Source organism: Methylomonas sp. MS20 (assembly GCF_050275925.1).
GTDB lineage: Bacteria > Pseudomonadota > Gammaproteobacteria > Methylococcales > Methylomonadaceae > Methylomonas > Methylomonas koyamae_A.
Window position 1 is genome coordinate 1,266,318 of the sequence record NZ_CP189962.1, and the last position, 15,548, is coordinate 1,281,865.

General features: G+C 55.8%; 4 protein-coding genes. All 4 read left to right on the forward strand.

Annotated elements, in window-relative coordinates:
- Positions 1–33: 33 nt before the first annotated feature.
- Complete coding sequence (locus ACQE3D_RS05590; RefSeq protein ID WP_313728771.1) at positions 34–1,641, forward strand: MBL fold metallo-hydrolase; 1,608 nt, start codon at positions 34–36, stop codon at positions 1,639–1,641.
- Positions 1,642–1,679: 38 nt separating this feature from the next.
- Positions 1,680–5,021: an amino acid adenylation domain-containing protein gene (locus tag ACQE3D_RS05595; RefSeq protein ID WP_427501299.1), complete on the forward strand. Its 3,342-nt coding sequence runs from the start codon at positions 1,680–1,682 to the stop codon at positions 5,019–5,021.
- Positions 5,018–12,934: a non-ribosomal peptide synthetase gene (locus tag ACQE3D_RS05600; protein ID WP_313728769.1), complete on the forward strand. Its 7,917-nt coding sequence runs from the start codon at positions 5,018–5,020 to the stop codon at positions 12,932–12,934. Before ACQE3D_RS05595 ends, ACQE3D_RS05600 begins: the two co-directional genes overlap by 4 nt.
- 109 nt (positions 12,935–13,043) lie before the next feature.
- Positions 13,044–15,521, forward strand: a complete 2,478-nt coding sequence (locus ACQE3D_RS05605; RefSeq protein WP_313728768.1) for a TonB-dependent siderophore receptor — start codon at positions 13,044–13,046, stop codon at positions 15,519–15,521.
- Positions 15,522–15,548: the final 27 nt, after the last annotated feature.

Below are 15,548 nucleotides of genomic sequence, written 5' to 3' on the forward strand. Positions count from 1 at the left end.
TGATAACAAATTAATGAACAAGAAACGGAAACCATGAACGACAAAACGCTATACCGACTTGCAGATTCCACCGCAGTAGAAGCGCTGGTTGATCACTGGGTTGCCTGGCCGCACACTTTTTCGCCGGTCCCCTACAGCCTGCATATGCTGAATTATCAGAAGAAGAACCTGACCTCGTACCTGCAAAATCCGGAAATTCATCTTAAATCCAGCGCTAATCCAAAACTGCTGGGTGGTCCTTTTGTGAACGTACCGCTCGACAGAGTGGCCGACATTGCGCAAATGTTGGAACGTATGGGCGGTGAGCATGCGGAAAGTCTACAAATGGCCGAAGACCTCATCGCTTTTCAGAATCTGCTGGATCGAGAGGCTATCGGGCAAAGTCTGGAAGTGTATTACCCTCAGCTACCCCAGTCGTTACGCGGTTTCGTCGAACTGCTCTATGACTATAACAACCGCCCGATTGTTCGCTGTATCGAGAGCCTGTTTTATAAAAGCCGGCATTACAAAAAGCATTTGCAATCGTTACGGCTTTTTACCCAAACCCACGACAGAGTCCGTGCGTATTATATGAGTACGCCACGCCTGCCCGATGACGATAGCGTATCTTGGCAGATTCCGTTTGCCGAGTTGGCCGTCGACGAATTATTCAAACTGGATAGTCAGCCTCAATCCCTGGGCTATATCCGGGAGGTTCTGGGCTTGGATGCTTGCGACGAAGATAAACTGATCCGTTTATTAACCGCGCAATCGGCTCGCACTGCCGAACCCTGGCAGGGTCCAGGTGCGCGCGTCCGATACCTTGGTCACGCCGGCGTTTTAATCGAAGCCGCTGGTATTGCCGTGCTGATTGATCCCTTCATTGCTGTAAAACCCAGTCAGGGTGGAATAGATCGTTATAGTTTTCAAGATTTGCCGGCACATATCGATTACGTGCTAATTACTCATGTTCATCATGACCATTATGTCTTCGAAACCCTATTACGGTTACGGCACAAAATTGGTTGCCTAGTTGTACCTAAAAGTTCGGGCATTTTTTATGCCGATATCTCGATGAAACTGTTGGCCAGAGAATTGGGTTTTCAGCAGGTCGTTGAAGTTGATCCGTTAGATAGTATCTCGTTTACCGGTGGTGAGATCGTCGCGGTACCTTTCCTGGGCGAACACAATGATTTGCCTTTTGCGAAAAGCGCCTATTTAGTTCGCGCCGGGAACCGGAAATTGTTGTTTGCTGCCGATTCGAACTGCCTGGATAAGCACATGTACCAGAATCTATGTGCTGAATATGGATCTATCGACACGGTGTTTTTAGGCATGGAATGCATTGGCGCACCGCTCTCCTGGGTTTACGGCGCTTTATTACCTAAGCTGCCGGATCACAAGCACTGTCAGGCCAGACGCTCCAACGGCAGCAATGCCGAAGGCGCATTGCAATTACTGGAAGCCGTCGGCGCCAATCGCGTCTACGTCTACGCCATTGGTCGCGAGCCGTGGCTGCAATATTTCATGGCGCTGGAGCCGGAAGACGACGATGCCTACATTCGCGAAATCAACAAAATGTTAACGGTTTGTCATGAGCGTGGCTTTAGCGATGCCCGGCGTCTATATGGATGCGACGAGATTTTTCTAGGCCAGGATTAAGTCGGCTCTCTTTTATCAACTTAAGGATTCGACACGACATGACTATCTCAACCGCTAACCCTGTTTCCGTAACAACTGATCGCTCGCGTTTGATTGCCCGCCTCGGGCAGAATACCACGGCTGACTCGATAACGAAGCGCGCAGCTGGTGAAACGGCGCCTTTATCCTATTCGCAAGAGCGCCTATGGATTATGTCGCAATTGGAGCCGGACAATCCGATTTATAACGTTGCCGGAGCTGTGCGGCTTGATGGCGCTTTACGCGGCGAGCTGTTGGCGCAAGCCTTGAGCGAAGTGGTCCGGCGCCACGAAATTTTGCGCAGTCGTTTTTTGGCGTTGGAAGGGGGGCCCGGCCAGCAAGTCGAAACCGAAGCGCAATTGCCGCTGGAAGATTGGGATTTGTCGGCGTTGGCGGAAAACGAAAAAATGCCGGCTTTCGAGACGCGGGCGCAAGACTTCATTCGCCGTCCGTTCCGGCTAGACCTGCAGCCGCCGCTTCGGGGAGCATGGGTTGACTTGGGCGGCGAGCGGCATATTTTGTTGCTGGTCTTACACCATATGGTGTCCGATCGTTGGTCGGTCGCGGTGTTGATGCAAGAAGTCGCGACCCTTTACCAAGCCTTCGCCGAAGGCCGGCCGTCGCCTTTACCGGAACTGGCGATTCAATACGCCGATTATTGCGTTTGGCAACGCGGCCGCGACGCGCAACGGCAAAGCCAATTGGAATATTGGACGGCCAAGTTGGCCGGCGCGCCGCCGCTGCTGGAATTGCCCTTGGACCGTCCGCGGCCGCCGCAGCCTAGTTACAGCGGCGAAGTTTATCGCTTCGAATTAAGCGAGGATTTGAGCCGGCAAGTCAAGCAATTGGCCGGGCAACACAAGGCCACATTGTTCATGGTCATGGCGGCGGCGTTTTCGGCGCTGTTGCACCGCTATTCCGGCAGCCGGGATTTTTGCATCGGCTATCCGGTGGCCGGCCGCAATCGTAGCCAGGTTGCCAGTTTGATCGGTTTTTTCGTCAATACTTTGGTGTTGCGTTGCCGGGTCGAAGGCGAAATCTCTTTCGCCGACTGGTTGGCTCAGCTTCGCGAACAAGCCTTACAGGATCAAAATCACCAAGAATTAGCTTTTGGACAGTTATTGGATGCCCTGAATCCGCCCCGCAACCCCGGCCATGCGCCCTTGTTTCAAGTGATGCTGGCGGTGCAGAACGTGCCGGTGGCGGATTTTCGGATGGGGAGTCTGAATGTTTCACCTTTGACGTTAAACAACGGCGCCGCCCAGTTCGATTTGACCTTGTTCGTCGACGAAGGCGAGGGGCGTTTAGCCTGCAGTTTCGAGTACGCCAAAGACTTATTCGCCGCCGAAACGATAGAGCGGATGGCCGGGCATTTACGGGTTTTGCTGGAACAAGCGGCGGCCGAGCCGAAGCAATCCTTATGGCAATTGACGGCTTTGCCGGCCGAACAGTACCGCAGGATCGTCGAGGAATTTAACACCACGGAGCGCGATTATCGAAGCCGGCCGCGATTGGTTCATGCCTTGATCGAGTCTCAATCGGCCAAGACCCCCAACGCCGCAGCCTTACGTTTCGAGGCCGATTGCCTGAGTTATGCCGAGTTGAATGCCAAAGCCAATCGCTTGGCTCACGAGCTGATCGGGCGAGGCGTGGGGCCGGAAGTCCTGGTCGGCGTTTGTCTGGAGCGTTCGCTGGAAATGGTGGTCGCGTTGTTGGCTATCCTGAAAGCCGGCGGGGCTTACGTGCCGCTAGATCCCGATTATCCGGCCGAACGGCTGCGATTTATGCTGGCCGATTGCGAGCCAAGATTGCTGATTGGCCGGCAAAGTTTATGCGGAGCTTGGCCGGAGCCGGCGCTTGCCGGCGTTAGGACGCTGTTGCTCGACGACGCCGATACCGAGGCCGCGATCGCTTTACGTTCCGATGTCAATCCCGATGCGGCGGCCATGGGCTTGGCGCCGGTCAATCTTGCTTACGTTATTTATACCTCCGGTTCGACTGGCCAGCCCAAAGGAGCGATGAACCAGCACGACGCGGTAGTTAACCGTTTGTTGTGGGCGCAAGACCAATATCAGCTGACGGCTGGCGATAAGGTGATGCAGAAAACGCCCTTCAGCTTCGACGTGTCGGTTTGGGAGTTTTTTCTGCCGTTATTGGCGGGCGCCGAACTGGTGCTGGCTCGCCCCAAAGGCCATCAAGAGCCCGACTATTTGCAGGACTTGATCGAAGTGGCCGGCGTGACGACCTTGCATTTCGTGCCGTCTATGCTGCAGGCCTTTTTGCCCGGTTTGGATGCGGCAAAATGCCGTTCCTTGCGGCAAGTGCTATGCAGCGGCGAAGCCTTACCGGCGGCTTTGACAGCAAGGTTTCACGAAGCCTTGCCGAACGTGGCCTTACATAATCTGTACGGGCCGACCGAGGCGGCGGTCGACGTGACGGCCTGGCTGTGCCAACAAGACGATGGCGCTACGCCGCCTATCGGCCGGCCGATTGCCAATACTCGGTTATACATTCTCGATTCCGCGTTGCAGCCTGTGCCGTTGGGGGTTATCGGCGAAATTTATATCGGCGGCATTGCGGTCGGTCGCGGTTATTGCCGCAAGCCGGCCTTGAGCGCCGAGCGTTTTCTACCCGATCCGTTTGCGGAAGGGGCGCGGCTTTATAAGACCGGCGATTTGGGGCGCTGGCGCGCCGACGGCGGCATCGATTATCTAGGCCGCAACGATTTTCAAGTCAAGTTGCGCGGTTTTCGCATCGAATTAGGGGAGATCGAAAGCCGTTTGGCAGCCTGTGACGGCGTCGGCGAGGCGGTCGTGGTAGCCCGTGGCGATCGTTTAGGCGACAAGCGTTTGGTGGCTTATTTGACCAGCCGTTCCGGCGGCGAATTATCGCTTGGCGAATTGCGCCAGCAGTTGGCGGCCGATTTGCCCGATTACATGTTGCCGGCGGCCTTCGTACTGTTGCCTTCCTTGCCGTTGAACGCCAATGGCAAGCTCGATAGAAGCGCTTTACCGGCACCGGACACGGAGACTGTATTAGGCCGGGAATACCAAGCGCCGCAAGGCGAGGCGGAAGCGGCGTTGGCCGAAATTTGGCAAGACTTGTTGGAACTCGAGCGTGTTGGCCGTAACGATCATTTTTTCGAATTAGGCGGCCATTCCTTGTTGGCCTTAACGCTAGTCGAGCGCCTGCGGCAACGAGGTTGGAATTTGCCGGCCCGCGAGGTATTCGCCCGGCCGCTATTGGCGGATCTGGCGGCAGCGATCGCCGAGGATGAGGCGACCGACTGGATACCGCCGAATCTTATTTCCGATGCTTTTTCATTATCCGCTAATACGCCGACGGAGGAATTCCGGCTATGAGTTTGAACGCTGTTTTTTCGCTGCTGAAATCCCGGAATATCGCCTTATTGGAAGAAGAAGGCGAACTGGTGATACGGGCCCCGCAGGGGGCGATGGACGAAGACTTGCTGGCGCGGTTGAAACTACATAAGCAGGGTTTGCTGACTGCCTTGCGTAACGGCCGAGATGTATCGATTACGCCGCAAATGCTGACCCTGGTCGAATTAAGCCAGGAAGAAATCGATGCCATCGTCGCAAACGTCGACGGCGGTGCCGCCAATATTCAAGATATTTATCCCTTGGCGCCGTTACAGGAAGGTATCTTGTTTCATCATTTGCTGGAAAGCCAAGGCGATCCTTACGTTACGCGGACCCAAATCGTCTTCGAAAATCGGCGCTATTTGGATCATTTTCTCGCGGCCTTGCAAACCGTGATAGAGCGGCACGATATTTTACGCAGCGCTATGCATTGGCAAGGCTTGCGGCAGCCGGTGCAGGTCGTGCAGCGCCGGGCGAAATTGCCGGTACACGACTTATACGGCGGCGACGCAGAAGCCCGTTTGTCGGCGACAACGGACCCCAGACAGTGCCGGATGAATTTGCAACAAGCGCCTTTATTGCAGGTTTACATCGCCGCCGAGCAGGACGGTTTGGGTTGGCGTTTGGTGTTACTGAATCATCACTTGATCGACGACAACTATACCTTACAGTTGGTGTTGTCGGAAATTCGCTTGTTGCTGGCCGGGCGCGGCGACGAGTTGCGGGCGCCTTTGCCGTATCGCAATTTTATCGCCAGGATGCGCCGCACTTCGCAGGCCGAACACGAGGCTTATTTTCGAGAGCAACTGAGCGACGTTTATGAGACTACTGCGCCGTTCGGTTTATTGAACGTGCAAGGCGACGGCGGTAAAGTCGAAGAAGCGACCTTGCGCTTGGACACGGAATTATCGCGGCGGATACGCGATACGGCGCGCAGTTGCAGCGTTAGTCCGGCCGGTTTGCTGCATGCCGCTTGGGCGGTGGTGATGGGGCGTTGCAGCGGCCGCGACGACGTAGTGTTCGGTACGGTTTTGTCGGGGCGTTTGCACGGCGGTGCCGGCGCCGAGCGTGCGGTGGGAATGTTCATCAATACCTTGCCGATCCGCGTGCCGTTAGGGCGGCACGCTTGCCGCGAGGTGGTTGCGTTGACGCATCGGCGCTTGAATAGCTTATTGGCTCACGAACAAGCCTCGTTGGCGACGGCGCAACGCTGTAGCGCCGTGCCGTCCGGCACGCCGCTGTTTACGACCTTGATCAATTATCGGCATGCGGCCATCGTCGAGGCGGACGATAAGGCCTTGATGGCCTGGGAGGGGGCGCGGGTCTTGTTCAGCGAGGAGCGCAGCAATTATCCGTTGACGCTGGCGGTCGACGATTTCGGCGATGATTTCGCATTGACCGTGCAAGCGGCGCCGGGAATCGATCCTTTGCGTATCGCCGACTATATGAGAACCGTTGCCGAGGGTTTGGACGATGCTTTACGCCACGATCCCGATAAAGCGGTTGCCGAAATCGCCATGTTATCCGCAGCCGAGAAGCGGCGATTATTGTTCGATTGGAACGCGACCGAAGTCGACTACCCTGAGTCGTCTTGCTTACAGGCCTTATTCGAAGCTCAAGTCGAAAGGACGCCGAACGCCGTTGCCTTGAGCTTCGAAGACAACAGTCTGACTTACGCCGAACTGAACGCTAAAGCCAATCGACTAGCGCATTATTTGATCGAGCACGGCGTCGGCCCGGACGTGCTGGTGGGTATCTGCATCGAGCGCTCGTTGGAGATGGTGATCGGCCTGCTGGGCGTCTTGAAGGCAGGCGGGGCTTACGTGCCGATCGATCCTCACTATCCCGAAGAACGGCTGCGTTACATGCTGGACGACGCCGGCGTCAGCCTGCTGTTGACCCGTTCCGGTTTGGCGGAGTTAACGGATTTCGATCGGCAACGCAGTTTTTATTTGGACGCCGATTGGCTGCAGGCGGCGTTTTACCCGGCACACAATCCCGCCGTTCGCAACCGGTCGCAGGACTTGGCCTACATCATCTACACCTCGGGCTCGACCGGCCAGCCCAAAGGTGTGGCGGTGGCGCACGGCAATGCGCTGCATTCGACCCAAGCGCGGTTTGCTTATTATGCCGATCCGGTTCGGGCCTATCTGTTGCTGTCGTCGTTCGCCTTCGACAGCTCGGTGGCCGGCATCTTCTGGACGCTGGGGCAGGGCGGTTGTTTGTGTTTGCCGAGCGAGGAGGCGGGTAAAGACCCTGCGGCTTTGGCCGCTTTGATCGAACGCCAGCGGGTTTCGCATCTGTTGGCCTTGCCGTCGCTGTATACTTTGTTATTAGAGCAAGCGTCCGAAAAATTGAAGAGCCTGAAGGCCGCCATCGTCGCCGGCGAAGCCTGCGCCACCGAAGTCGTTAAGCGTCATTTCGCTATTTTGCCGGTCGTCAAACTCTACAACGAATACGGCCCGACCGAGGGCACAGTGTGGAGCAGCGTTTACCAAGCCGGTTCGGACGACCTCGATCGGACGTTGGCGATCGGTAGGCCGGTCGCCAACGTCCGCCTGTATATTCTGGGCAAATCACTCAATCCGCTGCCGGTTGGCGTCGCCGGCGAACTTTACATCGGCGGCGCCGGCATCGTGCGCGGCTATCTGAACCGCCCCGAGCTGACGGCCGAACGTTTTATCCCCGATCCGTTCCAAGCCGGCGGCGGCCGCTTGTACAAAACCGGCGACTTGGCTCGCTACCGGGCCGACGGGGCGATCGAGTTTTTGGGGCGCATCGATCACCAGGTAAAGATTCGCGGTTTCAGGATAGAACTCGGAGAAATCGAAGCCGAGCTGCTGAAACAGCCGGCGGTCAAAGAGGTGGTGGTCGTGGCGCGCGAAGAGCAACCCGGCGACAAACGCTTGGTGGCTTATCTGGTGGAAGATCAGCATGGCGCCTTGGTCATCGACGAATTGAAAGTCCAACTCAAACAAGCTTTGCCGAACTACATGGTGCCCAGTGCCTTCGTGGTGTTGGACGAGATGCCGCTTTCTGCCAACGGCAAATTGGACAGGAAAAAACTGCCGGCCCCGGACATCGGCGAACAATTGAAAAAGCCATACGTCGCGCCGCGCACCGAAACCGAAACCCTGTTGGCCGAAATTTGGCGGGAAGTGTTGGGCGTGGAAAAAGTCGGGGTCGAAGACGATTTCTTTGAATTGGGCGGGCATTCGTTGTTGGCGACCCAGCTGGCGTCGCGGGTGGCTAAATGCTTTTCGATCGATTTGCCGCTGCGCAGCGTGTTCGAGGCCGGCAACGTCGCTACGTTGGCGGAAATAATCGACGACGAAAAACGCGCTCATCCGGGCGTCGCAATGAATGAGGACAAATTTACCATCGCGGCGGCCATGCGTTCGGCGCCCATCCCATTGTCCTTCGCCCAGCAAAGGCTATGGTTTCTGGATCAACTGGAACCTGACAGTCCGCTCTACAACATTCCGGTGGCGTTGCGTTTGTCCGGCCGTTTGGATCTTGCCGCCTTGAGGCAAAGTTTTAGCGAGATCGTTCGTCGCCACGAAGTATTGCGGACGATATTCGAGACGGGCGAGGACGGCGAGCCGGTGCAAAAAATATTGCCGAGTTTGACACTCGAGATCGACAGTGTGGATTTGACCTCTACCGACCGGCCCTGCGTTTGGCAGGCGCTGTGCCGCGACGAAGCCGCCAAGCCTTTCGATTTGCGCCGGGGGCCGTTGATTCGGGCCGGCTTGCTGATGCTGGACGACAGCGGCGACAGCCAGGACGCCATCCTGATGCTGACCGTGCATCACATCGTCTCGGACGGTTGGTCTTCGGCGGTCTTGGTCAAAGAGTTTGCCGCGCTGTACCGGGCTTTTGCGCGGCATCAAGCCTCGCCGCTGGCCGAATTGCCGATCCAATACGCCGATTTCGCCTGCTGGCAACGCCATTGGCTGAGCGGCGAGGAATTGGATAGGCAAATAGGCTACTGGCGCGAGCGCTTGCAAGGCGCGTCCGGTGTCTTGGAGCTGCCAACCGACCGGCCAAGGCCGGCGCTGAAGACTTACCGGGGCGCTCATTTCGGTTTCGAAATCCCGCCGGCATTGGCTTTGCAAGCCAGAGCCGTGAGCAATCGATACAACGTTAGCTTGTTCATGCTCTTGCTCTCGGTATTCAAACTCTTGTTGAGCCGCCATAGCGGCCAGACCGACCTCTGCGTCGGCACCCCGTTCGCCAACCGTAACCGCCAGGAAATCGAAGATTTGATCGGTTTCTTCGTCAACACCCTGGTGTTGCGTAGCGACTTATCGGCCAATCCGCCCTTTGCCGAGCTGTTGGAGCAAATCAGGGCGACGGTATTGGACGCGCAAAACCACCAGGATTTGCCGTTCGAAAAGCTGGTCGAAGCCTTGCAACCTACGCGCGATCCCAGCCGCAGTCCGTTGTTCCAAGTCATGTTCGTGCTGCAAAACCGCGACAACCTGACCTTGAGTTTGCCTGATGTGGAGGTCGCCGTGCTCGAAGACGACAGTCGAACCGCCAAGTTCGATCTGACCCTGCACATCCAGGACTGGCCGGACGGTCGCTTGGGCGGCAGCTTCGAATACAACAACGATTTGTTCGACGCCGAGACGATGGCAAGATTGGCGCGGCATTACTTGATATTGTTGCAAGCGGCGCTCGAGTGTCCGCAAACACGGATTTTTGAATTGCCGTTGCTGACCGATGGCGAAAAACGGCAACTTTTGCAAGAGTGGAACGCTACCGAAGTAGAGTATCCGCAAGGCCGTTGCATTCACCAGTTGTTCGAGGCTCAAGTCGAGAAAACGCCGGATGCCGTTGCATTGAGCTTCGAAGATAGCAGCCTGACTTATGCCGAACTGAACGTCAAAGCCAATCAGCTGGCGCACGCTCTAATCGATCGGGGCGTCGGCCCGGATGTGTTGGTGGGTATCTGCATCGAGCGTTCGTTGGAAATGGTGATCGGTCTGCTGGGCATTTTGAAGGCCGGCGGGGCTTACGTGCCGCTCGATCCTCACTATCCCGAGGAACGGCTGCGTTACATGCTGGACGACGCCGGCGTTAGCCTGCTGTTGACTCGGCAAGGCTTGACGGAGATGTTGGCGGGGAATAATCGAGGCGTAGGGTACGCACCGCGTGCCTTGGCTGAACCCGGTGTTGGCGCCGGACCGGTACGCGGTGCGTACCCTACGGACGACGTCGGCCGGCGCCCTCGCCCTCTCCCAGCGGGAGAGGGCCGGGGTGAGGGGGCATTAAAAACGCTATGTCTGGACAGCGATTGGCCGGCCATCGCCCCATGTCCTGAGCATAACCCCGAACCGTGCAACCACCCGCTGGATTTGGCCTACATCATCTACACCTCGGGCTCGACCGGCCAGCCCAAAGGTGTGGCGGTGGCGCACGGCAATGCGCTGCATTCGACCCAAGCGCGGTTTGCTTATTATGCCGATCCGGTTCGGGCCTATCTGTTGCTGTCGTCGTTCGCCTTCGACAGCTCGGTGGCCGGCATCTTCTGGACGCTGGGGCAGGGCGGCTGTCTGTGCCTGCCGAAGGACGAAGCGGGCAAAGACCCGGTCGCCTTGGCGGACTTGATTGAACGCCATGGGGTTTCGCATCTGTTGGCCTTGCCGTCGCTGTATACTTTGTTATTAGAGCAAGCGTCCGAAAAATTGGACAGCCTGAAGGCTGCCATCGTTGCCGGCGAAGCCTGCGCGACCGAGGTGGTCAAGCGTCATTTCGCCGCTCTGCCGGCCGTCAAACTCTACAACGAATACGGCCCGACCGAAGCCACGGTGTGGAGCAGCGTCTATCAAGCGAGTTTGGACGACCTCGACCGGCCGCTGGCCATAGGCCGGCCTATCGGCAACGTCCGTCTCTATATCCTCGACAGCTACCTAAATCCGGCGCCGGTCGGTGTGGCCGGCGAGTTATATATCGGCGGCGCCGGCATCGTGCGGGGTTATCTGAACCGTCCCGCCTTGAGCGCCGAACGCTTCATTCCCGATCCGTTCCAAGCCGGCGGCGGCCGCTTGTACAAAACCGGCGACTTGGCCCGTTACCGGGCCGACGGCGCGATCGAGTTTTTGGGCCGCATCGATCACCAAGTCAAAATTCGCGGTTTTAGGATAGAGCTGGGCGAGATCGAGGCTCGGTTGCTGCAACACCCGGACGTCAAGGAAGCCGCGGTGCTGGCGAGGGAAGATCAACCGGGCGACAAACGACTGGTGGCCTATTTGGTGGAAGACCAGCTTGGAACCTTGGTCATCGATGAATTGAAAGTTCAACTCAAACAAACTTTGCCGGACTACATGGTGCCCAGTGCCTTCGTGGTGTTGGACGAGATGCCGCTTTCTGCCAACGGCAAATTGGACAGGAAAAAACTGCCGGCCCCGGACATCGGCGAACAATTGAGAAAGCCATACGTCGCGCCGCGCACAGAAACCGAAACCCTGTTGGCCGAAATTTGGCGGGAAGTGTTGGGCGTGGAAAAAGTCGGCGTCGAAGACGACTTTTTCGAACTGGGTGGGCATTCGTTGTTGGCGACGCAGTTGGCCTTTGCCGTTCAAAATCGGTTGCGACTGCCATTTCCGGTCAAAGCCGTGTTAGAAAAACCGACCGTAGCGGAGCAAGCCGGCTGGTTAAGCGGCGAGGCCGACGAAGAAAGTCTCGATCTGCAGGTCGAAGCCGGGCTGGGTAGCGATATTCTGCCCTTGCCGGCCAAACCGGCCGAGCTTGGGCAATCTCGCGCTCTGCTGCTGACCGGAGCGACCGGATTTCTCGGCGCATTTTTGTTGGCCGATTTATTGGAACAAACCCAGGCCCATGTTTATTGCCTGATCCGCGCCGCCGACGAAGCGCAGGCCTTTAGCCGACTGGAAAAGCAATTGGCACGTTATGACTTACTCGAGCGCATTGATTGGCGGCGAGTGATTCCTGTGTGTGGGGATTTGGCGTCCGAATGCCTGGGGCTTAGCGAAGATCGTTACCGAGAAATCGCCGCCGGCGTCGATGCGATCTTCCACAACGGTGCATTGGTCAATTTCGTTCAGCCCTACCGGGCCTTGAAGGCCGCCAACGTGTCCGGCAGCGTCGAAGTCTTGCGTTTGGCGGCGACGGAGCGGCCGAAAGCGATTCATTACGTTTCTACCTTGTCGGTATTCGCCGGCAATCCCTCGAATCCGCAAGGTTTTACGGAAACAGACGAACCGCGACTTAGCGACGCATTGGTCGGCGGTTACGCGCAAAGCAAATGGGTGGCGGAGGCCATATTGCGCAAGGCAAGCCTGCGAGGCTTTCAGGTAGCCGTCTACCGGCCGGCGACGGTTGCCGGCGACAGCCGTAACGGCGTCTGGAATACCGACGATTTTTTATGCCGCGTCTTCAAGGGCTGTATACAGATGGGCCTGGCGCCGGAAGTCGACAGCCGTTTGGACATGGCGCCGGTGGATTTCGTCAGCGGGGCGATCGTGGCCTTGGCGCAAGAAACTGATGTTGCCGGCGGCGTTTTTCATTTGAATCATCCCTATCCGCCAACCGCAAATGCCTGGTTCGATTGGTTTATTGCCGCCGGTTTTCCGTTGCGCAAGGTATCGACTCGGCAATGGCGGGCGGCAATGCTCGCCGCCGCGGAAACGATAGCCGATTTTGCGTTGGCGCCGTTGCTGACGCTCTTTGCCGAGGAGGCGGAGCCGGACGGGGCAGCGGATAGTGACGAAGCCGCAGGCTACGACTGCTCGGCAACGCAACGCAGGCTTGCGGCGCGAGGCATGGCTTACCAACCCATTGAAGATACCTTGCTGGCGCGTTACCGCGACTATTTTGTACGTAGCGGATGGATAGACGCCGGCAAGATCGAAAAAAACGGCGAATGACGATGGGGAGAACCGGGTGTGCAGTCGTCTTCCGAGTGTAAAGCGAATGCAACAGCCTGGGCTTCGGGTGGACGCTTTGTAATTCATTCTTTAACCATCGGATCAAATCATGAGTCATTCAGGAAAACATTGCGATTTCAAGGCTAGCCGGCAACAAAAGGGAAATAGGCCGCGGCATGCCTTGAAGGCGGTTGCGCTGTTGTGCGCGATGGCGGCTTCGAGCGGGGCGATTGCGGAAAATGCCGGCAGCGGCGAGGTTTACAAGTTCAATATCTCCGCCGGCGACATGTCCGCGTCGCTGAACAAATTGGCGGAAACCGCCAACTTAGAGCTCAGCTATCCGGCCGCGATGGCGAGCGATATGAAATCCAATGGCCTGAAGGGCAATTACACGGTCGAGCAGGCGTTGCAACAACTGTTGAAAGGCAGCGGACTGAATTACCGGGTGGCCGGTGGGAATTCGATTACCGTGGAGAAGGTGGCTGTGGCGCAAGCGAACGATGCGACGACGATGGCGGCGGTGACTGTGACAGGGGCTAGGCCGGGATACGATGCGACCGATCCTTACACCAAAGATTATGCGGTTCCCAGTTCCAGTGCCGCCAGTAAGACGGAAATGGCATTGATGGAAACGCCGGTCAATATCCAGATTGTGCCTCGCACCATCATGGATGACCAGCAAGATATCGAAATCACCGAAGCTTTAAGTAGAAATGTCAGCGGTGTACAAAGGAGCATGGATTACGGCGATCTGTACGAAAACTTTAATATCCGGGGATTCAGCACCAATTTTTCCACCTATCGTAATGGGTTGCGGCGTTATACCAACTATTCCGATCCTGCGAACATCGAGCAAGTAGAGGTTATTAAAGGCCCGGCAGCGGTGCTTTACGGGCAAATTCAACCCGGCGGCATGGTCAACGTCGTCACCAAACAAGCTCTGGATAAACCCTATTACTCTCTGCAGCAACAATTCGGTTCCTACGACCAATATCGTACGACGGCTGCGGCCACCGGCCCCATCGACGACGCTAAGACACTGAAATATCGGTTCGACGCGTCCTACCAGGATTTAAGCTCGTTCAAGAAATACGTGGGGGACGAGCGGGTATTTATCGCGCCCAAACTGAGTTGGACGCCTAATGACCGATTCGAGGCCAATGCCGAGTTGGAGTTCAAGCACGATAAACGTGTGAATGACAACGGAATACCGACGATTGGTAATCGTCCGGCGCCGGTAGCATTTAATACCTACCTTGGCGATGTGGCGAAAGGCCCCACCATGAATTCCGTGCTGACGGCATTTGATTGGTCTTACAAATTTAATAACCAATGGAAAGTGACGAACCGGTTTATGCACGAGGATTGGGATATCAATTATTTCGACCTTCAGCCTCAATATATGCTCAACGCTACAATGTTAAGGCGATTTCCAATAACTGGCGTGGCCTATCATGATACTTATGGAACCAACCTGGATTTAATTGGAAATGTCGAGTTGTTCAATACCAAACACGAATTGTTAATCGGCGGCGATTTCTCGAGAAGAACCCGAAAAGCCGATAAAAACCGATTCGCGTGTTGTAACGGGAACAACACCGGCGGAACGGTTGATATCTACAACCCGGCTTATAATACCGTTGACTTGGCCGCTATTTATTCTTCGCCTTACGACTATGCGGTGAGAGAGAAAGAAGAATGGTTTGGTGTGTATTTTCAAGATCATATTACCTTGTTTGAAAAGCTCCATATCTTGGGCGGCGGCCGCTACGATTGGGCAACTTTTGGACGAGGTTTCGATTTTGCTACGGGTAGCTATGATGTGGCGAGCGCCAATTATAAAAGCACCGACAATCAAAAGTTCAGTCCGCGGGTTGGTATTTTGTATCAGCCGATGTCATGGCTTTCTGTTTACGGTAACTATACCGAATCCCTTGGTAGTGCCAATACCGGAATGGTCTATGAGAACCAATCCATTAAGCCTGAGATTGGCGAGCAATTCGAGGCTGGTTTTAAAACGGAGTTCTTCGATCAGAGACTAAGCAGCACCGTATCTTTCTATCATCTGACAAAACAGAATATCCAGCTTTCTGATCCTATTCATACCGGTTTCACCGTGACAGCCGGAGAGGCTCGAAGCCAAGGAATTGAGGCCGACCTTAAGGGGCGTGTCACCGATGATTTAAATCTGATCTTAACCTATGCCTATACGGATGCCAGAATAACCAAGAATGGTGAAAATTCCGATGGGGCATTGGGGAAGCGTCTAATAAATGTGCCGGAGCATCAGGCAAGCTTATGGGGAACCTATCAATTTACTCCCGAATTTAAAGCAGGTATCGGCGGAGTTTTAGTGGGTTCGAGAGCGGGGAAAACATGGACTGATCTAGAGTTGCCTGGGTATGCGCGAATGGACATGATGGCCGCTTATGTTAAGCCGATCGGTAAAACTCGCCTAACCACGCAATTAAATATCAATAATGTGCTCGACAAAGAATATTATGCCGGTGCGACTCAACAAGGGGCAAGTAATACTATTACCGGTAATCCTATTACCGTAATGGGATCATTAAAGTTGGAATATTAATTTTAATCCATAGTGCCGAGCTTTATA